21 protein-coding genes are annotated in these 23,774 nt (G+C 35.6%); 10 read left to right on the top strand and 11 right to left on the bottom strand.

Annotated elements, in window-relative coordinates; genetic code table 11:
• Positions 1-79: 79 nt before the first annotated feature.
• Both ahcY and ACIEHO_RS01950 read left to right on the top strand, forming a co-directional pair.
• Complete coding sequence (gene ahcY / locus ACIEHO_RS01955) at positions 80-1,396, top strand: adenosylhomocysteinase (RefSeq protein ID WP_406968096.1); 1,317 nt, start codon at positions 80-82, stop codon at positions 1,394-1,396.
• An 85-nt stretch (positions 1,397-1,481) separates the two neighbouring features.
• The gene (locus ACIEHO_RS01950) at positions 1,482-1,952 is read left to right on the top strand and encodes a very short patch repair endonuclease (protein WP_406968094.1); all 471 of its coding nucleotides are present in this window, start codon (positions 1,482-1,484) and stop codon (positions 1,950-1,952) included.
• Positions 1,953-1,961: 9 nt separating this feature from the next.
• Here ACIEHO_RS01950 and ACIEHO_RS01945 read toward each other — a convergent pair whose 3' ends face one another.
• Positions 1,962-2,234, bottom strand: a complete 273-nt coding sequence (locus ACIEHO_RS01945) for a hypothetical protein (protein ID WP_406968092.1) — start codon at positions 2,232-2,234, stop codon at positions 1,962-1,964.
• Between the two features lie 110 nt (positions 2,235-2,344).
• Between ACIEHO_RS01945 and ACIEHO_RS01940 the strand changes: the two genes are divergently transcribed.
• Positions 2,345-2,809, top strand: a complete 465-nt coding sequence (locus ACIEHO_RS01940) for a DUF1569 domain-containing protein (RefSeq protein ID WP_406968090.1) — start codon at positions 2,345-2,347, stop codon at positions 2,807-2,809.
• A gap of 75 nt (positions 2,810-2,884) precedes the next feature.
• Here the strand turns inward: ACIEHO_RS01940 and rpmA are convergent, their stop codons facing one another.
• From rpmA to ACIEHO_RS01925, 3 genes are all read right to left on the bottom strand, one after another.
• The gene (rpmA, locus tag ACIEHO_RS01935; protein ID WP_166960674.1) at positions 2,885-3,145 is read right to left on the bottom strand and encodes a 50S ribosomal protein L27; all 261 of its coding nucleotides are present in this window, start codon (positions 3,143-3,145) and stop codon (positions 2,885-2,887) included.
• A gap of 35 nt (positions 3,146-3,180) precedes the next feature.
• A complete protein-coding gene (gene rplU / locus ACIEHO_RS01930; RefSeq protein WP_406968088.1) occupies positions 3,181-3,843 on the bottom strand; it encodes a 50S ribosomal protein L21 in 663 nt (220 codons plus the stop codon).
• An 84-nt stretch (positions 3,844-3,927) separates the two neighbouring features.
• Positions 3,928-4,374, bottom strand: a complete 447-nt coding sequence (locus ACIEHO_RS01925; RefSeq protein ID WP_406968086.1) for a DUF4199 domain-containing protein — start codon at positions 4,372-4,374, stop codon at positions 3,928-3,930.
• 204 nt (positions 4,375-4,578) lie between these two features.
• Here ACIEHO_RS01925 and ACIEHO_RS01920 point away from each other — a divergent pair, with 204 nt between their 5' ends.
• Positions 4,579-4,956, top strand: a complete 378-nt coding sequence (locus ACIEHO_RS01920) for a heavy-metal-associated domain-containing protein (RefSeq protein ID WP_406968085.1) — start codon at positions 4,579-4,581, stop codon at positions 4,954-4,956.
• A 117-nt stretch (positions 4,957-5,073) separates the two neighbouring features.
• Here ACIEHO_RS01920 and gldD read toward each other — a convergent pair whose 3' ends face one another.
• The 4 genes from gldD to mutY form a co-directional block, all read right to left on the bottom strand.
• On the bottom strand, positions 5,074-5,679 hold the full coding sequence (gldD, locus tag ACIEHO_RS01915; protein WP_406968083.1) for a gliding motility lipoprotein GldD: 606 nt from the start codon (positions 5,677-5,679) through the stop codon (positions 5,074-5,076).
• Between the two features lie 31 nt (positions 5,680-5,710).
• On the bottom strand, positions 5,711-7,015 hold the full coding sequence (locus tag ACIEHO_RS01910; RefSeq protein ID WP_406968082.1) for a gliding motility-associated protein GldE: 1,305 nt from the start codon (positions 7,013-7,015) through the stop codon (positions 5,711-5,713).
• Positions 7,016-7,068: 53 nt separating this feature from the next.
• Positions 7,069-7,521 carry a single-stranded DNA-binding protein gene (locus tag ACIEHO_RS01905; RefSeq protein ID WP_406968080.1) on the bottom strand — a complete coding sequence of 151 codons (453 nt, stop codon included), beginning with the start codon at positions 7,519-7,521 and terminating at the stop codon, positions 7,069-7,071.
• Positions 7,522-7,610: 89 nt separating this feature from the next.
• Positions 7,611-8,651: an A/G-specific adenine glycosylase gene (mutY, locus tag ACIEHO_RS01900; RefSeq protein ID WP_406968079.1), complete on the bottom strand. Its 1,041-nt coding sequence runs from the start codon at positions 8,649-8,651 to the stop codon at positions 7,611-7,613.
• 139 nt (positions 8,652-8,790) lie between these two features.
• Between mutY and ACIEHO_RS01895 the strand changes: the two genes are divergently transcribed.
• Positions 8,791-9,081: an HU family DNA-binding protein gene (locus ACIEHO_RS01895; protein ID WP_019386001.1), complete on the top strand. Its 291-nt coding sequence runs from the start codon at positions 8,791-8,793 to the stop codon at positions 9,079-9,081.
• Positions 9,082-9,497: 416 nt separating this feature from the next.
• Positions 9,498-11,045: an Rne/Rng family ribonuclease gene (locus ACIEHO_RS01890; protein WP_406968076.1), complete on the top strand. Its 1,548-nt coding sequence runs from the start codon at positions 9,498-9,500 to the stop codon at positions 11,043-11,045.
• Positions 11,046-11,128: 83 nt separating this feature from the next.
• Here ACIEHO_RS01890 and ACIEHO_RS01885 read toward each other — a convergent pair whose 3' ends face one another.
• The 3 genes from ACIEHO_RS01885 to ACIEHO_RS01875 form a co-directional block, all read right to left on the bottom strand.
• Complete coding sequence (locus tag ACIEHO_RS01885) at positions 11,129-12,169, bottom strand: NADP(H)-dependent aldo-keto reductase (protein ID WP_406968074.1); 1,041 nt, start codon at positions 12,167-12,169, stop codon at positions 11,129-11,131.
• A gap of 267 nt (positions 12,170-12,436) precedes the next feature.
• On the bottom strand, positions 12,437-13,396 hold the full coding sequence (locus ACIEHO_RS01880) for an OmpA family protein (RefSeq protein ID WP_406968072.1): 960 nt from the start codon (positions 13,394-13,396) through the stop codon (positions 12,437-12,439).
• Positions 13,397-13,421: 25 nt separating this feature from the next.
• Entirely contained in the window at positions 13,422-14,186 is a 765-nt protein-coding gene (locus ACIEHO_RS01875; protein ID WP_406968070.1) for an exodeoxyribonuclease III, read from the bottom strand.
• Between the two features lie 178 nt (positions 14,187-14,364).
• On the opposite strand from ACIEHO_RS01875, the gene ACIEHO_RS01870 reads away from it, so the two are divergent.
• The 4 genes from ACIEHO_RS01870 (at position 14,365) to ACIEHO_RS01855 (ending at position 23,762) form a co-directional block, all read left to right on the top strand.
• Positions 14,365-17,787, top strand: coding sequence for a hypothetical protein (locus ACIEHO_RS01870; protein WP_406968068.1), 3,423 nt, complete (start codon positions 14,365-14,367; stop codon positions 17,785-17,787).
• Between the two features lie 39 nt (positions 17,788-17,826).
• On the top strand, positions 17,827-18,219 hold the full coding sequence (locus ACIEHO_RS01865) for a hypothetical protein (RefSeq protein WP_406968065.1): 393 nt from the start codon (positions 17,827-17,829) through the stop codon (positions 18,217-18,219).
• A 78-nt stretch (positions 18,220-18,297) separates the two neighbouring features.
• Entirely contained in the window at positions 18,298-22,611 is a 4,314-nt protein-coding gene (locus tag ACIEHO_RS01860; protein ID WP_406968063.1) for a CusA/CzcA family heavy metal efflux RND transporter, read from the top strand.
• Between the two features lie 2 nt (positions 22,612-22,613).
• A complete protein-coding gene (locus tag ACIEHO_RS01855; RefSeq protein ID WP_406968061.1) occupies positions 22,614-23,762 on the top strand; it encodes an efflux RND transporter periplasmic adaptor subunit in 1,149 nt (382 codons plus the stop codon).
• Positions 23,763-23,774: the final 12 nt, after the last annotated feature.

Here is a 23,774-nt window from a genome sequence, read left to right as displayed (position 1 = left end):
ACTTTTTTATTAGCGAATTTAAGTATTTTAAAAGCTATTAGCAATGAAGTGGGAGTTTAAAAACAAAAGAAAAAAGACTATGAGTACGAAAACAATTCCTTATGTAGCCAATAAAGTAAAAGACATTTCGCTTGCAGATTGGGGAAGAAAAGAAATAGAATTGGCAGAAGCAGAAATGCCTGGCTTAATGAGCTTGCGCGAGGAGTATAAGAATGAGCAACCATTAAAGGGTGCACGTATTGCAGGATGTTTGCATATGACTATACAAACAGCGGTTTTAATTGAAACTTTACAAGCTTTAGGAGCTGAAGTGACTTGGAGCTCTTGTAATATTTTTTCAACTCAAGACCAAGCCGCTGCTGCCATTGCTGACGCAGGAACTGCCGTTTACGCTTGGAAAGATATGACCGAAGAAGAATTTGATTGGTGCATCGAGCAAACCTTATTTTTTGGTGAAGACAGAAAACCGCTAAACATGATTCTTGATGACGGCGGTGATTTGACCAACATGGTTCTAGACAAATACCCTGAATTGGTTTCTGGCATAAAAGGATTGAGTGAAGAAACCACAACTGGTGTTCACCGTTTGTACGAGCGTATGCAAAAAGGCACATTGCCCATGCCGGCTATTAATGTAAATGATTCGGTTACCAAATCTAAATTCGATAATAAATATGGTTGTCGCGAAAGTGCTGTTGATGCTATCCGTCGTGCTACAGATGTGATGTTAGCAGGAAAACGTGTAGTGGTTTGTGGTTATGGTGATGTGGGTAAAGGAACTGCCGCTTCATTTAAGGGTGCGGGGAGTATTGTAACCGTTACCGAAATTGACCCAATTTGTGCATTACAAGCTGCTATGGATGGTTTTGAAGTAAAAAAATTGGAAAACGTAATTGGCAAAGCAGATATTGTAATTACAACTACTGGAAATAAAGATATTGTTCGTGGTGAACATTTTGAAGCTATGAAAGACAAAACCATAGTGTGTAACATTGGGCATTTTGATAATGAAATTGATATGGCGTGGTTGAACAAAAACTATGGAAACACCAAGAATGTTATCAAACCACAAGTTGATAAATATACCGTTAACGGGAAAGATGTTATTATTTTAGCCCAAGGCCGTTTGGTAAATTTAGGATGCGCTACGGGTCACCCAAGTTTTGTAATGAGCAACTCGTTTACCAACCAAACTTTGGCTCAAATTGAACTTTGGAAAAACAGCGATAAATACGAAAACAAAGTATATATGCTACCTAAACAATTGGACGAAAAAGTAGCCAAATTGCACTTGGAAAAAATTGGTGTGGAGTTAACGGAATTAAAGCAAGACCAGGCTGAATATATTGGTGTAAAGATTGACGGTCCTTATAAGCCAGAATACTACCGCTACTAGATAAACTTAGATTTTAAATATTTAGAACCCTTGCAGAAATGTGAGGGTTTTTTAATTGATTTAAATTCTTTATCTTCAATGTGCTATGGCTTATAAAGAGCATAAAATAAAAGTCCCAAGATTTAATGAAGCCTCTGGTTTTTACACGACCAAAAAGCGCTCTAAAATAATGAGTAAAATACGTGGAAAAAACACTAAACCAGAACTTATATTCCGTCGTGCACTTTGGGCTCACGGTGTTCGGTACCGTGTGGACACCAAAACTTTGCCTGGCAAACCCGATGTGTCAATTAAAAAATATAAATTGGCCATATTTATTGATGGTGAGTTTTGGCATGGCTATAATTGGAACGAACGCAAAAAGACCATTAAAAGTAACCGCCTGTTTTGGATACCAAAAATAGAGCGCAATATGCAGCGCGACAAAGAAGTAAATCAGCAACTGGCTGATATGGGTTTTACGGTTTTCAGATTTTGGACTAAAGAAATTAAGCAGAACTTAAACCAATGCATTAATGATGTTTTGGTTTATGTTTCTACGGGGTACAACTATTAGTTTATTCCACTATTCATCAACCAAATCTTCTTCAAAATACCACCACAGGCTTGAGTCTATCGCCTGTTTCATTTTATCAATATCTACATCTTCGTTTAAAAACACAGTAATGTTTTCATTGGCACGATTTTGCTCAACACTTTCCCGAATTTCAATAGATTCAATTTCCTTAAAATGCTCCAAGTGCTTTTTAATTCTTTCGTCTAAAGACTCATCGCTCAAAAAAATTTTAATAGTAGGTGTTTTAGGGGAATTTCTAATTTCAGATCTAAAGGGAAGCATAGCTACATTATTTTTAAAGTAAACAATAATATCAATTTCAAATGCAATTGCTTAAAGTTAAGCATTTAATTTATATCTTTTAAACAAACTTTTGCATTAACAATGAGCAAATGGACATCTTAAATCAGCGATTATCACAAATAGAAAAATTCATATCATATCATGAACAAAAAAATACTAAAGTTTCCAATAGTAGTATTGGCTGGCATTTGCATCACAGTTTACAGGTAATTAATGGTGTTTGTGGTATATTACTAAAAACCAAACCTGAAAATTATAAGCGAAATTTCAATTTAAAACGAGCTATTTTATTTCCCTTGGGATACATTCCCAGAGGAAAAGCCAAAGCCCCAAAAATAGTTTTACCTCCTAAATATTTTTCAACAAAAGATTTATACGACAAATTAAACTTGGCAAAAAAGAATATTGAAAAAACAAAGCCACTTCCTAAAAAATCTTATTTTATCCATCATGTTTTTGGAATACTAACGAAAAAACAAACTCTTCATTTTTTGGGCATGCATACAAAACATCATTTGAAGATCGTGAAGGATATTTTGAAAAGCCCATATTAACCAAAAAGGCAATAAAAAAACCCTCTCTGTTTCCAGAAAGGGTTCAATAAAATTTATCTTTTAAGAAAAAATTTCCTAAGCCTCAAAAGGCTCAATAGAAACATAAGATTTGTTATCTTTTTTCTTAGTAAACTTCACAACACCATCAACCTGGGCATGTAAAGTATGGTCTTTCGAAGAATACACGTTCTCACCTGGGTGATGTGTGTTTCCTCTTTGTCTTACGATAATGTTTCCAGCAATGGCAGCTTGACCACCAAAAATCTTAACGCCTAAGCGTTTCGATTCTGATTCTCTACCATTCTTAGAACTACCTACTCCTTTTTTATGAGCCATTGTCTTAAGTTTTTATATTGTTAATAATAACGGAATTATTTTTCTATTCCGCCGTCTAATCTGTCTTGTAATTCTTTTAAGTCATCCCATTTACCTTCTGCAGCCAAACCTGCTTGTTTTGGCCAAGTATCGGTAACGATGTGAGATAGTCTTGAACTTGCTTCAGAAAGAATATTACTTAATTCTTCTGGTGTTGCCTTGGCAACTTTTGCAAACGTATCAAGTCCAGCATTAACTAAAGCTTCGGCCGCTTTTGGACCAGCACCTTCAATTTTCTTTAAATCATCTGCTTTGGCATCTGATTTTTTAGGTGCAGCCTTTTTAGTTTCAGCTTTTGGTTCTACTTTTTTGGTTTCTTTTTTAGCTGTAGCAGCTGGTTTTGCTCCTGAAGCTACAATATTTTCAATAACGATTTCAGTTAAAGATTGTCTGTGTCCATTTTTCACACGATAACCTTTACGTCTTTTCTTCTTGAAAACGATTACTTTATCACCTTTAAGGTGCTTTAAGACTTTTGCTCCTACTTGAGCTCCGTCTATAGCCGGGGCGCCTACAGTTACATTGTCACCATCTCCTAAAAGGAGTACGTTATCAAAAGATACGTTCTTTCCTTCTTCAGTTTGTAAACGGTTAACAAAAACTTTTTGGTCTTTTTTAACTTTAAATTGTTGCCCTGCTATCTCTACAATTGCGTACATAGCGTAACGTTTTTATTAATTAATTTTGTTCAAAAATGAGTGCAAATATACTGCTAATTAATTAAACTACAAACGTTTTATAAGTTATTGAGAAATATTTCCTGTTTTTTTTAAAAGTTGCATAACAGTGAGTGTTGCCACTACAGTTGTAGCAAAGCCCATTATAGCCACTACGAAGGTTACCATGCCAATATCTGCATTAAAAGCACCATTAATCGTCTTTAACAATTCTGGCAAAAAACCAACATTGACTTCAGTAGCATAAAACAGAAAGAAAATGGTAAATATAATGGTCGCTACAGCTCCTGTAACAACGCCCGTTTTGAATCCTTCGCCATAAGAAAAACCACTGAAGTTCTCTAATTTCTTTAACCTAACAGCTTCATAAATACCAAAACCAGTTATTAAGGCGTTAAAGAAGCTAAAAGCCGGATTTGTATGCTTACCAGCTAAGGATAATACCAGAAAATAAGCGATTAAAACCGCACCGGTCACTAATCCGAAACGAAGGGGAAGAGAAATGTTTTTCATAAGAGTTAGAATTATTAATTCACTTAAATTTCGGAAAAAATCTTTAAAAAAAATAATTTCAACATCCTTTTTTCGTTTTGAACTTTTTTAGTCAACCAAAATAAACATACAATTAAATTCCATTTCTGATATAAAAATCCTTCTTATATAACTCTTAAACATATATTTAGTAATTTTGTAAAACAGAAACTTAAAAACATTTTAATGAAAACTATAAAATATTTTTTAGCGTTTGCAATAATTGCAACCTTCACTTTTAGCTGTAAGAATGAAGTGAAACCTGAGATAAAAACTGTTGAAGTCGAAAACAGCGAGATTAAAGAATTAGACCCCAACGCAACTTACGCTCAAGCCGAATTCACTATTGACGGAATGATGTGTGCCGTTGGTTGTGCCGCTACTATACAAAAGAAAATTTCTGAAATGGAAGGTGTAAAATCTGCTAAGGTAGATTTTGACAAAAAGTTGGCCAAAGTTGAATATGACGAGGCCAAAGTAACACCAACTTTATTAACCAAAACAGTTACAAATGTCTCTGACACCTATAAAGTGAGCGACATGAAAACCGTTGATAATCTTTAACTGGAAAAAACTATTAGGCTAATTGTAAAATGGCTGTTGCTCAAAAAAAGAACGATGGCCTAATTTATAATTAGGTTTTAGACACAAGAAAAGCTTCTAAGAAATTAGAGGCTTTTTTTATTTCCACTTTACAGTTTCCATGATGTGTTTCATATCATTTTGCAAATAGTGAGCCGCTGGCAAAATGGAATCGTAATTAGGTTTAGCGTAAAAGTAAAGTGACCCTGTTAAAAAATGATTAACACTATCGGTTATATAAAACTGTGCCATTGAAGCAACATTGCCTTTTACTTCTGCGAATGCGCCAAATACATTTCGCTTTTTATTTTCGTATACTGTAACAGGAATTTCATCTGCTTTAATAGTGTGCTTTTGAGTGAGGTTCTGGGCATCTCGAATAAAATCCCTGAGGTTTTTATCACTTTTTTCAACCGATTTATAGGTAAGGAAAATTGTGCCCTTCAATAAGGGGTATTCTAAATTGATACCGTAACTTTTTGAGGAAGCCTCTATTTGTTTTACCTCAATATTTTTAGCTAATTTATTGACTTCACAACTAAATGGTAAATCAAAATCAACATCAGCATATTTAGTGTCAGGGTAATCTAACCTTAAGTGTCCTTTGGGCTTAGGCACATAATTATCTCCACAAGACACCACCATTAAAGCCATGACAATCAAAAAATTCTTTGTTGAAAATATATCCCTGATTTTTATTGTCATAAAGATTTTATTTTAACCGTGCTGTAAAATTTTATAACATGGTGAATTTAACAAGCTTGATTCGTTTTTTGTCCATAGCTTCAATAGTAAAAACGTAATTTTCAAAATTTATTTTACTATTTAACTTAGGGAAGCTTCCCGAAATCTCAAGCACAAAACCAGCCACGGTTTCGGCCTCGCCTTTGTTGGTCTCAAAAACGGTCTCGTCTTCTAACTTAGTAATTTTATAAAAGTCCTTTAAGGCTGTTTTTCCTTCAAAAACATAATTATTTTCATCAAGCTTGGAATACGTTAAGTCTTCATCATCAAACTCATCACTGATATCTCCAACAATTTCTTCAATAATATCCTCTAACGAAATTAATCCCGAGGTACCACCGTACTCATCAACCACCACAGCCAAATGCACTTTTTTATCTTGGAACTCGGTCATTAAATCATCCAATTTTTTGTTTTCTGGCACAAAAAACGGCTCTCTAATTAAGGTGGTCCAATCGAATTGTTTTCTGTCTATATAAGGCAATAGGTCTTTTACATAAAGGATGCCTTCAATGTTATCAATATTATCCTTGTAAACTGGAATTCTGGAATAGCCATTCTCAACTATTTCTGGCATAATTTCCAAGTACTTGCTCTCGATATTTACAGCGAAAATATCAATTCGCGGACGCATAACTTGTTTGGTATCGGTGTTTCCAAAGGACACGATACCCTGCAATATTTTATGTTCTTCTTTTGTGGTGTCTTCCTCACTGGTTAACTCCAAGGCCTGTGACAATTGATCGACACTTATGCCCGATTTTTGCTTCCCTAACCTATTATGAATTGCTAAAGTTACACCGCGCATGGGTAAACTAACAGGAGATAAAAACACATCTAACACCCGCAAAGGATAAGCCATAAATACGGCAAATTTTAAATTGTTCCTACTGGCGTAAATTTTAGGCAATATTTCGCCAAACAACAGGATTAAAAACGTTATGAGTACAACTTCGACAACGAATTTTAACTCAGGGCTTGCTATATTTCCGAAGAGAAAATCACCCAAAAAAGCAAATAAAATTACAATAGCTATATTGATAAAGTTATTTGCTACTAGTATGGTGGCTAATAATTTTTTAGGTCGTTCTAAAAGTTTAGAAATAACCTCAATACGTTTAGATTTCTGTTCTAGCCCTTCTTTTATTTGGTCAGACGAGAGCGAAAACAAAGCCACCTCCGCTCCAGAAATTAAGGCAGAGCACACCAAAAGCAAAACCAAAAATGCCAAACCAAAAATAACCGAATAATCTACGGTTACTATTAATGAAATAAAACTGGAGGGGTCAGGATCCAACTAGAAGTGCTTTAGTTAAACATAAGTTTCTCGATAAACTACCGAGTGTATTTTTAAAACGGCAAATCATCATTTTCATCTTCAATGGGCTTGTTGGCAGGTTGTTGGTTTTCAGCAGGCTTTTGTGAAACTGTCGCGTTTGATGTAACAGTATTATTTCCACTTTCCTGTTTTGTGGTGAGAAAAGTAAAATCTGTGCATTGTATTTCAGTTGAATACCTGTCGTTGCCGCTATCGTCTTGCCATTTTCTGGTTTTCAATCGACCTTCAATATAAACTTTATCACCCTTGCTTAAATACTTTTCACAAATTTCGGCCGCTTTATTTCGTACCACAATATTGTGCCACTCGGTATTTGTAACACGCTCGTTGGTTTGCTTATTTGTATAGGTTTCGTTCGTTGCCAACGGAAAACGCCCAATGCAACCGCCACCTTCAAAATAGTGCATTTTCACCTCATCTCCCAAATGCCCTATAAGCATTACTTTATTTAAAGTTCCAGACATAGTTTTCTTTTTTCAAGAGGGCAAAAGTAACCATTTGCCATTCATTTTTTTAAAATTAATAAAAAAATATGATTGCCATTGATAAACGGTCAAAAATTAAACGATTCAATAAAATTACCTATTAAAATAGGAACAGCATAATCGCGAACTTGATTTACAGGAATGCCCATTACCGGTAACTTTTCCACGTTAACTATCCAAAATTTTGTATGCAAATGCCTGTGTGATAATTTATGAACAATACACTCCTTATTATAAGGTGTAAATTTAAACGGATGACCTTTTACTAAATCGTGACTTTCAATCAACGGCTCAAAAGACTCAGCATCAAAATTTTTATTGGTTTCTACCAACGGGAACTGATATAAGTTTTGCCATATCCCTTTGCCTTGTCGTTTTTCTAAAATCGTTTTTCCATCTTCTGAAACGAACACCAAAAAGTTGAAGTATTTTTTTTTCGCTCTCGCGGATTTATTTTTTACTGGCAACGCATCAATATGATTATGACCAAAAGCTACACAACTATTTTGAAATGGGCAATTGCCACAATCTGGATTTTTAGGTTTACACTGTGTGGCACCAAACTCCATAATAGCTTGGTTGAATATGGCAGGATTATTTCTATCGATTAACTCCTGTGCCATGGCCTTAAATTCCTTTACCCCTTTTGATGAATTTATTGGTGTATCAACTCCAAAATAACGCGAAAGCACCCGGTAAACATTACCATCTACTACAGCTGTCGGCTCATTAAAACAAATGGAAGCAATAGCACTGGCCGTATAATCACCAACACCCTTTAATTTTAATAGTCCTTTATAAGTATTTGGGAATATTCCGTTAAACTCATCGACAACGTATTTAGCTGTTGCATGTAAATTTCTTGCTCGTGAATAATACCCTAGTCCCTGCCATAATTTTAAAACATCACTTTCATTGGCTTTCGCAAGCTCAAAAACTGTTGGATATTTTGCAACAAAAGCTTCATAATATGGTAACCCCTGCCTAACCCGTGTTTGCTGCAAAATAATTTCAGATAGCCATATTTTATATGGACTATTGGTTTCGCGCCAAGGCAAACTCCTCTTGTTTGCTGAATACCAGTTAATTATGGTTTTTGAAAAATTCATCGATTCATTAAATAAAACGAACAAAAATAAACCTTTATAATATTAAATTTTAATTAATTAGGTTTGAAATATTGAATATTTAATTCCTATATTTGCATCCCTTTTATAATTAATAGTAACAAAAAAATATAATATTAAAATGACGAAGGCTGATTTAGTAGCAAAAATTTCTGAGAAGTTAGGAATTGAAAAAGGTGATGTTCAAGCAACTGTTGAAACATTTATGGAAGAAGTTAAAACTTCATTAGAAAGTGGCGACAATGTTTATTTAAGAGGTTTTGGAAGTTTTATCATTAAAACCAGAGCAGAAAAAACTGGTAGAAATATTTCTAAAAATACCACTATTAAAATACCTGCTCACAATATCCCAGCGTTTAAGCCAGCAAAAGTTTTTGTAGAAGGCGTAAAAACAAACGTAGACGTAAAATAATTAAGACATATGCCAGAATTGTTCTGGTATTAAAATAAATCATTAATTTAAAAAGACACTATTTATGCCAAGTGGTAAAAAACGCAAAAGACATAAGGTAGCGACGCATAAACGTAAGAAACGTAGACGCGCTAACCGTCACAAAAAGAAAAAATAAATCAAAAAAGTAGTTAGATTAGCTACTTTTTTTGGTTTAAAAGCAATCAAGTTCTTTGAAAATGAGTTCGTTTATTTTTTAAGCACCGCTTAATGGTAATGAACTCCACGGAGATTAAAAAAATCCTGTGAAGAAAATAATGTATAATCCATCTGTACGATTCAGTTGGCAGTAATCAGTCACAGTTAACAGTAATAAAAATACTGTAAGCTAAACACTGAGAGTGTAAACTAAAGAAGTATGGATAAAAATTAACAAAATGGATAAAGAATTGATCATCCGATCTAGTTCCGAAAATGTTGATTTTGCCTTATTAAAAGATGGAAAACTTATTGAATTACAGAAAGATGAAGACAGTAATGACTTTTCTGTTGGTGATGTGTTTATAGCCAAAATAAGAAAAGCCGTTCCTGGACTAAATGCCGCATTTGTTAATGTGGGCTACGAGAAAGATGCATTTTTGCACTATCACGATTTAGGGCCAAAACTGCCTTCGCTTTTAAAATTCACAAAACGTGTAAGCACAGGTAAACTAAAAGATTTTTCTTTAAAAAACTTCCCATTTGAAAAAGATATTGAGAAAGACGGTAAAATTACCGACGCCTTAAAATCTAATCAATCGCTATTGGTACAAATCGTTAAAGAACCTATATCTACCAAAGGCCCTAGAATAAGCTCTGAGCTTTCTATAGCCGGCAGATATATTGTTTTGGTTCCTTTTTCCAGCCGTATTTCTATTTCACAAAAAATAGAAGACCGTGAGGAAAAAGACCGTTTAAAACGACTTGTTAAAAGTATTACACCGTCAGGTTTTGGCGTTATAGTACGTACCGTAGCACAAGGCAAAAAAGTAGCTGAACTAGATAAAGATTTGCAAAACTTGCTTAGTCGCTGGACGGCAATGTGCAAAAAGCTACACAAAGCACATCATCCAAGTAAGGTACTAGGTGAAATGAATAAAGCCTCGTCTATTCTGCGAGACATATTCAATGACACCTTTACAGGAATTACTGTAGATGACGAAGAGCTTTACATTCAAATTAAAGATTACGTGCAAGAAATTGCACCAAAAAAAGAATCAATAGTTAAATTGTATCAGTCAAAAGTTCCAATTTTTGAAAAATTTGGAATAGAAAGACAAATTAAAACCTCGTTTGGCAAGACTGTTTCTATGGCAAAAGGTGCTTATTTGGTAATTGAACACACCGAAGCACTTCATGTTATAGATGTAAACAGTGGAAACCGCTCTAATAAAGCAAATAACCAAGAGGATACGGCGTTAGAGGTTAATTTAATAGCCGCTACGGAAATGGCCCGCCAATTGCGCCTGCGTGATATGGGCGGCATTATTGTAGTCGATTTTATTGATATGACCAATGCTCAGAACAGGCAAAAGCTCTTCAATCACCTTCGAGATGAAATGAAGGACGATAGAGCGAAACACAAAATACTGCCACCAAGTAAATTTGGTTTGATACAAATAACAAGGCAACGCGTTCGCCCAGAAATGAACATTAAAACTCGCGAGGAAAACCCCGATGAGATTATTAATGGTTCCGAGGTTGAAGCGCCAATAGGAATCGTGCAAAAAATAAACCACGACCTTGAAAAACTATTAAAAAAAGACTATAAAAAGTTGACTTTAAACACACATCCTTTTATAGCAGCCTTTTTAACAAAAGGTTTTCCATCTGTGCGTTCTAAATGGTTTTTAGAGCACAAAAAATGGGTTAAAGTTTTACCAAGAGATGCTTACACATACTTAGAATACCACTTTTTCGATAAAGATGGTAATCAAATTAAATAATTAAAAAACCCGCTACTTTTTCAAGTTAGCGGGTTTTTTTTTACTTCATTTTTTAAAACTGAAAATCAAATTTCAGAAATTAATTAAGTCGCCGGATTAGGGATTTCGGCATGTACTTTATTTATCTGCTCTAAAATATCGTCGCGCAAAGTAATATTAATAGAATCTCCATTCTCCTTAAGCTGTTTTAAAGATGTTGCTCCAATAATATTACTAGTTACAAATGGCCGTTGGGTTACAAAAGCCAAGCTCATTTGAGCCAAACTCATATTGTTTTCTTCAGCTATTTTTAAGTAGCGCTTTGTGGCTTCTGTACATTGCTCGCTGCTATAACGTGCAAACCTTGGAAATAGCTTTAACCGTGCATTATCGGCCGCTGTTCCTTTTATATATTTACCAGAAAGCACTCCGAATGCCATGGGTGAATAGGCCAACAAGCCTAAATTTTCTCGTATGGATATTTCTGCCATATCACCTTCAAAAATTCGATTTAATAGCGAATATGCATTTTGTATGGTAATTATTCTTGGCAAATTGTGTGATTTAGATTCATCTAAAAAACGCATGGCACCCCAAGCTTTTTCGTTTGAAATGCCAACATGCCGAATTTTACCCGCCTTGATTTGAGCATCTAGTGCACGCAGTACCTCGTTAAAGTTGTCCTCCCATTCATCGTTCGGGTTGTGTTTGTAGTCTCTTGTTCCAAAAGTATTGGTTAATCGTTCTGGCCAATGAATTTGGTAAATATCAATATAATCGGTTTGCAATCGTTTTAACTCTTTGTTTAAAGACGCTTCAATTGTTTGTGTATTTAAACCACCACTGCGAACGTGCTTGGTATAATCGTTTACACGTCCCACAATTTTACTGGCCAAAACCACTTTATCTCGATTTCCGGTTTTTTTTAGCCATGTACCAATAATTTTACTGGTATCTCCCTGTGTTTCTGGTGTTGCTGGAACAGGGTACATCTCGGCGGTATCTATAAAATTAATACCCTGGTTTATGGCGTAATCCAGTTGCGCATGTCCTTCCGCCTCAGTATTTTGATTTCCCCAGGTCATGGTTCCTAGGCAGATTTTACTAACTTTTATATTGGTTTGCGGTAGTGTTGTGTACTTCATAAAAAAATCTTTTTCTCATTTCCGCAAAGGCGGGAATATTATTAATCGAAATGTATTTTTAGTGGATTCCTGGCTACGCAGGAATGACAATTCACATATATTTTTTGACGAAGCGTAAAGATAAAAAACCTTTAAAAGCCTCAGTAGCTTTTAAAGGTTTTTTATGCGCTAGGGATTGAACGGCATGTTTGAAATCCCCGACAAAGGAGGGATTGAGTAGTGAAAGCCTAATCTCCCGATAGTTATCGGGAGTGGAACGCCCAAATTCTAATTCTCGTTCAAAAGCTTAGAAAGCTCATCTAACTTGGGTGTTAAAATTACTTCTATTCGTCTGTTTTTTGCACGACCTTCTACCGTTTCATTTGTATCGACCGGTGCATACTCTCCTCGTCCTGCAGCCGTAAGATTTTGAGGATTGATTTCCCGGTTTTCGCGTAAAATATTCACTATCGAGGTGGCACGTTTGGTGGATAAATCCCAGTTACTGGTTAACGGTCCGTTTCCAGAATACGGCACATTATCTGTGTGACCTTCAATTAATACAGCAACATCTGGATTGTCTCCCAAAACAGAACCCAATTGTTCTACGGCTCTTCTTCCCTCGGCACCAACAGACCAACTTCCTGAGCTGAACAACAGTTTGTTCTCCATACTAACATATACCTTGCCGTCTCGCTGCTCTACCGTTAAACCCTTACCTTCGAAATCGGTTAATGCACTTGAAATAGCATTTTTTAAAGCCGTCATAGCCGCATCTTTATCAGCAATTAATTTTTCAAGTTCGGCCACGCGTTCAGAACGCTCCTGTAATTCTCTCTTAATTTTTTCCAAACGGGCGTTTTCTGCTTCTAAAGCTTGTTCTTTAGCTTCTAGCTGTGCCAACAATTCTCTATTCTTTTGAGAGTTTTCAGTAATTGCTCTAGAACTGTTTTTCTCCAACGCATCATACGACGCTTTTAGATTATCTAAACTGGCCTTCGTGGCATTGTATTCGGCCTGCAGGTTATCACGTTGCTCAACGGCTTCGTCATAGGCCGATTTTAACTGTTTCAATTCGTTTTCGGCTGCCGTTTTTGCCTTTGACAACGATCTATTTTCTCTCGCTAGATTTCTATTTTCTTGTTTAAGGTCGGCATACTTGGCTTCTAAATCTTTATAAATTTTTGGCGAAACACAGGAGGCCAAAATCAATAAACTAAATACGGTTAACAGGCTTTTTTTAATCATTTACTTGGGTTTGTTTTTTAAATTTCTAATTTTCAAGCTCTAACAGAATAGGACAATGGTCGCTATGCACTGCTTCGCTAAGTATAACGGCTCGATTTATGTTTTCTTGCAAAGGTTGTGCCACCATAGCATAATCTAATCGCCAACCTTTATTATTGGCACGGGCATTGGCGCGGTAGCTCCACCAACTGTATTGCTGTAACTCCGGGTTTTTGAATCTAAAAGAATCAACAAAACCACTATCAATAAAGTTTCCTATCCACTTACGTTCAACAGGCAAAAATCCGGACACCTTGCTCAAGCCTTTCGGATTATGGATATCTAATTCTTCATGGCAAATATTATAATCACCACATATAACAAGATTAGGAGTGACTTTTTTCAAGTTATTGATGTACTCTTGAAACATATCCATATATTCTAATTTATGATCTAACCGGGCGTCGTTTGTTCCAGACGGTAAGTACAAACTCATTACCGAAACCCCATCAAAATCTGCACGGATGTTTCTGCCTTCAAAATCCATAGATTCTATTCCTGTACCATACTCTACATCATTGGGCTCGGTTTTACTTAAAATAGCTACACCGCTGTAGCCCTTCTTTTGGGCACTAAACCAATAATTGTATTTATATCCAGCCTCTTCAAAAACACTCAAGTCCAACTGCTCCTTCATCGCTTTTATTTCCTGCAAACAAACCACATCTGGGTTTGCTGCTTTTAACCAATCGATAAAACCTTTATTTATGGCGGCACGAATACCGTTTACGTTATAGGATATAATTTTCAAACTATTGAATTTTAAATTGTTACACTTCCAAAACCCCAAGGTTTTTAAACCTAACTGGTCTTTTAAAGATATTTCGGCTAAAATAAATAATACGCTACTTTTACGCCATACTTTATAACAGGAGTTTTAACGAAGCTATTAACAAAATATTTTAAACATATATCAGTTTAAGTATTCAATGAAGGGCATTTTATATATTCTGGCATTGCTTTGTGGTTTTTGCGGTTTTTCGCAGAGCCTTAACAGTAATTACAGAACAAAAACAATGGCTGTAAACGATACAATCAAAATTGATAGCGTAAGCATCAACCCCAATTGGTTTTCTATCAAAACGAAAGACCTTACGTCCGTTGATTCATCTTTCTATTCCGTTGATTTTTCCAAAGCTATTTTGAAAATTAAAAAGCCAATTAATACCGATTCCATTGTTATAAATTATTTGAAATATCCTGAGTTTTTAACCAAAACTTACAAACAGCTTGATGACCATATAATTGTTGAAAACAATGGTAACGACCAACCTTTATATAAATTTTCGGAATCTAACGTATCGAAAAAATTTATTCCTTTTGATGGATTGACTACATCGGGCAGTATTTCGAGAGGTGTTACCATTGGAAACAATCAAAATTCAGTTTTAAACAGTGAATTAGATCTGCAGATTACCGGAAAATTAAATGACAAAGTCTCGCTTCGGGCATCGATTCAAGATGCGAATATTCCTTTACAAGAAAGCGGGTATAGCCAACGTTTGGATGAATTTGACCAAGTGTTTATTGAGCTTTTTAGCGACCGCTGGAATGTGCGCGCCGGGGATATTGATCTGGTCAACACCAATTCTTATTTTGCCAATTTCTCTAAACGCGTACAAGGCTTAAATTTCAATTTGAAATTAGGCGAAGAAGATTCACAAACCAACATTTTTGCCGCTGGTGCATTGGTTCGCGGACAATTTACCACCAGCCAATTTACAGCCCAAGAAGGCAACCAAGGGCCGTATAAATTACAAGGCAATAACGGCGAACTTTTCGTGCTTATTGTATCGGGAAGCGAAACGGTTTACGTTAACGGAACACCCGTAAAACGCGGTGAAGACCAAGATTATATTATTGATTATAATGCCGGTGAAATTATTTTCAATTCCACATTCCCCATAACTTCCGAAATGCGCATCACCGTCGATTACCAATTTAGCGACCGCAACTATTCCCGTTTTGTAACTTATGGTGGCACCAACCACGAAACCGAAAAGTTAAAAATCGGCGTTTCGGTATATTCTGAAAACGATGCCAAAAACCAACCCTTACAGCAAAATCTATCAGATGAACAGATTGAAATTTTGAGTAATGCCGGTGACGACCGCTCGCAAATGGTGGCCCCTTCGGAAATAAGGGAAACACAAAATGAAAACCGTATTTTATACAGAAAAGAATTGATAGGCGGTAACGAAGCTTTTGTCTTTTCTAACAACCCAGACGATGAGCTTTTTCGTGTTACCTTTTCTGTTGTTGGTGACAACCAAGGCGATTATGCTCTCAGTAACATAAACGCTATAAACAATATTTACGAATATATTGGCCCGAATCAAGGCAATTATGCGCCCATCGTACAGTTGGTGGCCCCAACAAAATTACAAATTGCTGTTGTTAACGGCCATTACAAACCTTCTGAAAAAACCGATTTTGGTTTTGAATTGGCCGCCAGTAAAAACGACTTGAATCTGTTTTCAGGTGAAGACGATGATAACAATAATGGCTTCGCCGGAAAAATAATCGCTAACCAAGCCTTAATAAAAACCGATAGCCTTTGGAACGTAGATGCTTTTATAGACAGTGATTACATCAACCAAAACTACAGAAACATTGAAGGACTTTACAACCCCGAATTTAACCGTGATTGGAATTTAGACATCAAAAACATTAACGGTATTGGCTTTGGTTTAGGAAATCAGGCATTATTTTACTCAGGATTAAAATTGCATCATCAAAAAAAGGGTTTTATTAATTATCAGTTTGAACATTTAAATTTTTCTGAAGGATTTAACGGAAACCGACATGTGGCCCATGCCAATCTTCAGTTAAATAGATTTAATATTGCGTCATATTCCAGTTTTTTAGATGCCAATTCAATGGTGAATACCTCAACCTTTTTAAGGTCTTACAACCGAATCACCTATAACATGGATAAAAGTTGGCTGGGCACAAAATTCTCGGTTGAAGATAACGAACAACGCGAAAAGGCAACGCAAAACCTAACACCATTTAGCCAAAAATTCAAATCTTACGAAGTGTTTTTGGGTATTGGTGACAGCACCAAGATATTTACCGAAATTGGCTATAAAAACCGTGTTAATGATAGTATCAGAAATGATGAATTGCAAAAGGTAAACACCTCTAATACCTTTTATTTGGATTCTAGATTAATTCAAAACAAAAACACTAATTTGTCTTTATATGCCAATTACCGAACATTAAAAAGCGCAGACGAAGGCGTTGATGACGAGAGGTCGATTAACTCTAGATTGCAATTCAGCCAAAAATTGTTCAATCAAATTATACAATGGAACACGATTTTTGAAACCAACTCGGGCACATTACCTCAACAAGATTTCACATATGTTGAAGTGGAAGCAGGACAAGGCGCCTACACCTGGAACGATTATAACGAAAATGGTATTCAAGAACTAGAAGAATTTGAAATAGCCCAATTTCAAGACCAAGGTAAATACATTAGGGTATTATTGCCCAATCGGGTTTTTATAAAAACACACCAAAACAGGCTAAGCCAAACACTAACCATCAACCCCAATCAATGGTCCGTTTCAGAAAGTAAATCAAAAAAAATCTGGTCGCATTTTTATAACCAATCGAGTTATTTAATAGACCGGAAAACAAAACGTGAAGGCGAAAGCTTTAATTTAAACCCATTTAACGGCAATGAAGACGACCAACTCGGCCTTCAACTAAACTTTAGAAATGTTCTTTTCTTTAACCGTGGTATGCAGCGCTATACAACATCTTACACCTATTTAAGCAACACCACAAGCAACATTCTTTCTGTCGGCTTCATTGAAAACAGTTTAAAAAGCCATCAATTTAATTTTAACCATAAAATAGCAGAAAGTTGGCTGATTAATATGCTATCGGCTTTTGATAACAATGAGAGTATCAGTGAGAATTTTTCCAGCAAAAACTACAATTTCGACGAGTCCAGATTTAACCCAAAACTCTCTTATTTATTTAACGACAACTCCAGTTTCGACGTTTTTTACCAATACGCCAATAAAAGAAATACGATTGGCGCCAAGGAATCTTTAAAACAACAAAAATATGGAATGTCCTTCAGCCTAGCTAGCAGTCAAAAAAGTGCTATTAATGGCGAACTAAATTACATATCCAATAGTTACAATGGCAACGTAAACACACCTGTAGCTTATCAAATTCTTGAAGGTTTACAACCAGGAAAAAACTTCACTTGGACCTTATTGGCCCAAAAAAAACTGACTGATTTCTTAGACTTAAACCTTAGCTATTTTGGAAGAAAAACCGAATCCAGTAAAACCATTCATACAGGTTCAGTACAACTGAAGGCTTACTTTTAACATTTATTATACTTAATTTTTTGTAATATTGTTATTGGTATGAGTAAGCTAGTTGTAATATTCTATTCGTTTTTGATCCTTGCACAAAGCATCAATATTAATCTTGAAGATTTGTTAAAATTCAGTGTTTTAATTGAGCATGCGCAGTACCATAAAGAAATGTATGGCGATACTTTTTTAGAATTTCTTGCTGAACATTATGGCGATAAAGAAGCTCCGCATCCCAACGACCATAAAGAGCACGAAGATTTACCCTTTAAAAACCACCACCATATGCTTTGTCAAGTGAATGGCGTTTTTCTCATGGTTCCAGAGCTTGCCTGCCAATTAGTGTACCAATCTTATCAAAATATTCCTCTGAATTTTTTCTACAAAGAATCGACTTCTTTATTTGAAAAACCTTCTGTTTTTCAACCACCGCGCTTAGCATAATTTATTTCGAATTGTATTTATAAATTACTCATAGCAAGTTTATTGAGTAAGTTTTTCAATTGTTCATCAAAATGAATCATGCTAGAAACCATCATAAAATTCAGCTTAAAGAATAAGCTAATTATTATTCTTTTTACACTTTTTGTTATTGGCTTTGGGATTTTTTCGTTAACCCAAATCCCCATTGGTGCCGTACCCGATATTACCAATAACCAAGTACAGGTTATTACCACGTCAAGAAATTTATCCACACAAGATGTGGAACAATTTATCACCTACCCTGTTGAGTTGGAAATGGCCAATCTTCCTGGGGTTGAAGAAATTCGTTCGGTTTCAAAATTTGGATTATCTGTGGTTACGATCGTTTTTGAAGACAAAATGGGCACCTATTTACCCAGACAGTTAATTGCTGAAAAAATTAAGTCTGCATCCGAAAAAATTCCAGTCGGTTTTGGTTCGCCCGAAATGGGTCCCATTACAACAGGCTTGGGTGAAATTTACCAATACATCCTAGATGTAAAACCAGAATTCAAAAATCGGTATTCAGCAACTGAATTGCGAACCATCCAGGATTGGATTGTAAAACGTCAACTTTCAGGTATACCAGGTGTTGTAGAGGTAAACACTTGGGGCGGCTATTTAAAGCAGTATGAAGTTGCCATCAATCCGCAAAAACTTAAAGCCATGAACATTAGTTACATGGATATTTTTAACGCTTTAGAGAAAAACAACAGCGTTGCCGGTGGCGGTTATATTGAAAAAACCAATAAAGCCTTTTTTATTCGTGGAGAAGGTTTAGTGACTTCTTTAAAAGACATTGAAAACATCGTCATTAAAAACGAAGGTCTCCCTATTTACATAAAAAATGTAGCAAAAGTAGGTTTTGGCAGTGCAACTCGATTTGGCGCTATAACCGGTAATGGCGAGGGTGAAAAAGTATTAGGGCAAGTCATGATGCTTAAAGACGGAAACTCTAAAGAAGTTATCGATGCCGTAAAAGAGCGGGTTGCTTCTATTCAAGGTTCGTTGCCAGAAGGTGTTTATATAAACGGATTTTTAGAGCGTAGCGAACTTATAGGCAAAACCACTTTTACCGTAGCTGAAAATTTAATATTAGGCTCCCTTATTGTTATTTTTGTTGTTGTTTTACTACTAGGAAACATACGTTCTGGATTGGTGGTAGCCTCAGTAATTCCATTATGCTTGATGTTTGCCATTTCATTGATGAACATCTTTGGAATCGACGCCAATTTAATGAGTTTGGGTGCTATAGATTTCGGTATCATAATCGACGGCGCCGTTATTATTGTTGAGTTTATTGCCTTTAGGATTACATCGCAAAGTGCAAAAATCGAAACGCTTTCTCTATCAGAACAACAATCGCATATCAATACCATTACTCAAAAAAGTGCCTCAAAAATGATGAATTCGGCCATATTCGGCCAGCTTATCATTCTCATTGTTTTCATTCCTATTTTGTCATTAAGTGGTGTAGAAGGTAAAATGTTCAAACCCATGGCGCTCACCTTTAGTTTTGCGCTTTTAGGGGCTATGATTTTTTGTTTGACCTATGTTCCTGTAATATCATCCATGTTTTTAAAACCAAGTAGACAGACCGAAAAAAATGTATCAGTTAGACTGATGCGTTTTTTAAGTAAAGTTTACAAACCATCTATTCACTGGGCATTAGGAAACAAAAAGCTGGTAGTTGGTCTCGCTGGAGGTTTATTAGCGATAAGTATCTGGATTTTCACCAGCATGGGCGGCGAATTTGTACCGACCTTAGATGAAGGTGATTTTGTTATTCAACCTGTATTAAAAACCGGAACCTCACTCGGAAAAACGATTGAAATCACAACAAAAATTGAAAAAACACTTTTAGATAATTTCCCAGAAGTAGACCAAGTGGTGAGTAGAATTGGTGCAGCCGAAGTGCCTACAGACCCCATGAGTATGGAAGAAAGTGATGTGATTATTAAATTAAAACCAAAAGATGAATGGGTATCAGCCGAAAGTAAAGACGAGCTGGCCGATAAATTTAAAGAAGCTTTAGAGATTATTCCAGGCATGGAAGTGGAATTCACACAACCCATTGAAATGCGCTTTAACGAATTAATCACTGGGGTTAGAGCCGATGTGGCCATTAAAATTTTCGGTGAAGATTTATCAGTTTTGGCCAATATAGCCAATGAAATTAAATCGCTTATCCAAGATGTGGAAGGTGCTTCAGATATTATTGTTGAGAAAGTTGAAGGTTTACCCCAAATGAGTGTTAACTTCAATAGAGCAAAAATCGCACGTTACGGATTGAATATTTCAGATGTCAATCAACTTATTTCTATGGGGTTTGCGGGTACAACAGTCGGCAATATTTTTGAGGGCGAAAAACGATTTGATATGGTTGTACGTTTGGACGAGCAAAACCGAAAAAATATTGAGAACCTTAAAAATTTATATGTAGACACGCATCACGGAATAAAAATTCCGTTAAGCGAATTGGCCGACGTGGAATACACAACCGGTCCTGCAAAAATTTCGAGAGATGATACGCGACGCCGAATTGTGGTAGGCATTAATGTTAGAAATAGAGATTTACAATCGGTTGTAGATGACGTAAGAAAAATTATTGAAAGTAAGATTAAATTGCCCGTTGGCTATAGTATTACCTATGGCGGTCAATTTGAAAACTTGGAAAGTGCCAAAGCTCGATTAATGATTGCAGTACCTGTTGCCCTTATACTTATTTTTATTCTGTTACATTTTGCTTTCGGTTCCATAAAAGAAGCGCTTATGGTGTATTCGGCTATACCGCTTTCAGCTGTTGGAGGGGTTTTCTTTTTGTGGTTTAGAGATATGCCCTTTAGCATTTCTGCAGGTGTTGGGTTTATTGCTCTTTTCGGTATTGCGGTACTAAACGGTATTGTTTTAATTGAACATTTTAAAGACTTAAAAGAAGAAGGTATTACCAACATTGAAGAACGCATAAAACGAGGAACTACGGAACGCTTAAGGCCTGTTTTGTTAACAGCGGCTGCAGCGGCACTCGGGTTTCTTCCTATGGCCATTTCAACAAATGCGGGAGCCGAAGTGCAACGTCCACTAGCGACTGTGGTTATTGGTGGCTTGGTATCGGCAACAATATTAACGCTCATCGTTTTGCCAATTTTATATGCCTGGTTTGAAGAGAAAAAAGAAATTAAAATGAATAAAAAAACAATAGTCTCAATAGTTATCATCCTGTTATCCTTCAATATAAACGCACAGAAAAAGCCACTGACTATTTATGAAACCATGAATTTGGCCATTGAAAATAATGCAGGATTAAAAGTGTCTTTATTAAAGACAGCTGAAAGCAGGGCTTTAATCGGCAGTGCTTTTAATTTTGATAAAACTTCTGTTTATTATAGTTATGACGAAAACAACTTAGCTGTTAACAACGCCCCTTTAAAGGTCTTTGGTGTCTCTCAAGATTTCAAATTCCCAACACGTTACTTTGTCGATAAAAAGGTAAACAAAGCAAAATACCGTTTACAAAACGCAAAACACAACATAACATTAGAAAACTTAAAACGGGACGTGCACGCCGCATATTATCATTTAGTTTTTTCTAAAAACAAAGCCAAAACCTATCAATTTCTCGACAGTTTATATACCAATTTTGTTACAGCCGCTCAGCGCAGATTTGAATTGGGTGAAACCAATTACTTGGAGATGCTTAGTGCCAAATCCAAACAAAAACAGTTGGAAACTTCTTTTAAGCAATCGCAACAAGAAGTAACTTTGGCCACCGAGCACCTAAAAGCTATTGTACAAACCGATAGCCTAATAATAGTAGATGAACCTCTAAAAAAATTGGAATTAGAAACCATTTCAATTGAAAATAATAGCGGGCTTTCATTTTATGAAAATTCAAAATCCTACTACAAAGATTTAAATCAGCAACAAAAGCAAAATATGCTGCCCGATTTAAGTGTAGAATACTTTCAAGGTACCAATAGCTCGTTAAATGGTAACATCATAGGTTATCAATTTGGGGTTAAAATTCCTTTGTTTTTTAGCGGAAATGCTTCGAAAATAAAAGCTTCAAATATTGCTAAAGAAGCTGCCGAAGCCCAAAGGCAAGATTATGGAGTAAAACTTAAGGCAAAATACCAATCGTTATTAGCCAAACTTCAACAGCATAACGAGTCCATAAATTATTATGAAAATGAAGGCAAAAACCTTTCAGAAGAAATTATAAAAACGGCAGAACGCACGTTTAAAGAAGGTGAGATTGATTTCTTTCAATATATCCAAAGCATTGAAACAGCCACCGATATTGAGTTAACTTACCTTGAAAACCTTAACGCCTACAACCAAACCATAATTGCAATCAATTATTTAATTCTATAAAAATGAAATATCTATATATCTTAATCCTTTCGCTTCTTTTTATTGCCTGCGGAAATTCAGAAAAAAACGGAAAACCCGTTGCTGAAGCAGAACACAATTCCGACGAAATTATAATTTCTAAAATTCAATTTGAAGGCGAAAACATGCAGTTGGGCAAACTCGAGAAACATACATTCAACCAAACCATAATGACCAGTGGTATGATTGACGTGCCACCGCACAACAAAGCTACCATAAGCACTTTTATGGGTGGTTATATTACAAAAACACCTTTATTAATTGGTGACAAGGTAAAAAAAGGACAGCTTTTGGTAACCCTTCAAAATCCAGAATTTGTAGAAATTCAGCAACATTATTTAGAAATTTCTGAGCAGCTTAGTTACCTGAAATCCGAATTCGAGCGTCAACAAACACTTTATAACGAGAAGATTACATCTCAAAAGAACTTTTTAAAAGCAGAAAGTAACTATAAAAGTAATTTAGCACAACTGAATGGTTTGCGTAAAAAATTGCAAATGCTACATATTAGTCCAGAAGGCGTAGAACACGGTAAAATTTCTTCAACCATTAGTTTATATTCGCCTATTGATGGGTTCGTAACGAAAGTAAATATTAGCAATGGCGCATATGTTTCGCCCTCTGATATCGTTATGGAAATTGTTGACACAGAACATATCCACTTGGAATTAGCGGTTTTTGAAAAGGATATATTGAATGTGAAAAAAGGTCAAAAAATACGGTTTAAAATACCTGAAGCTTCCGATGAAACTTTTGATGCTGATGTTCATTTAGTTGGCACTACAATTGACGAAAACTCGCGGATTGTAAAAGTACACGGCCATATTACGAATGAAAAACAGGCCAATTTTATTGTAGGCATGTTCGTTGAGGCCAAAATACTAACTAATGCCACTTCTCATTTATCATTACCTAACGATGCTATTCTAGAAATTGAAAACGGTTATTATGCTTTGATACTAAATAAAAAAGTAGATGATAACTTCTATTTTAAAAAGGTAAAACTCAATATTGGAGAGCAAACTGAAGCCTTTACTGTTATTGAAAACCCGGAAACATTAGAAAATAAAGCTATTTTAACCCAAGGTGGGTTTATGTTGTTAAATGAAGGTGGTAGTGGACATTCGCATTAATGAAAATTGAAA

It is taken from the genome of Flavisericum labens, from assembly GCF_045446075.1.
Lineage (GTDB): Bacteria > Bacteroidota > Bacteroidia > Flavobacteriales > Flavobacteriaceae > Flavisericum > Flavisericum labens.
Note: the sequence above shows the minus strand (reverse complement) of the source record. Positions and strands in the feature narration are given on the sequence as shown.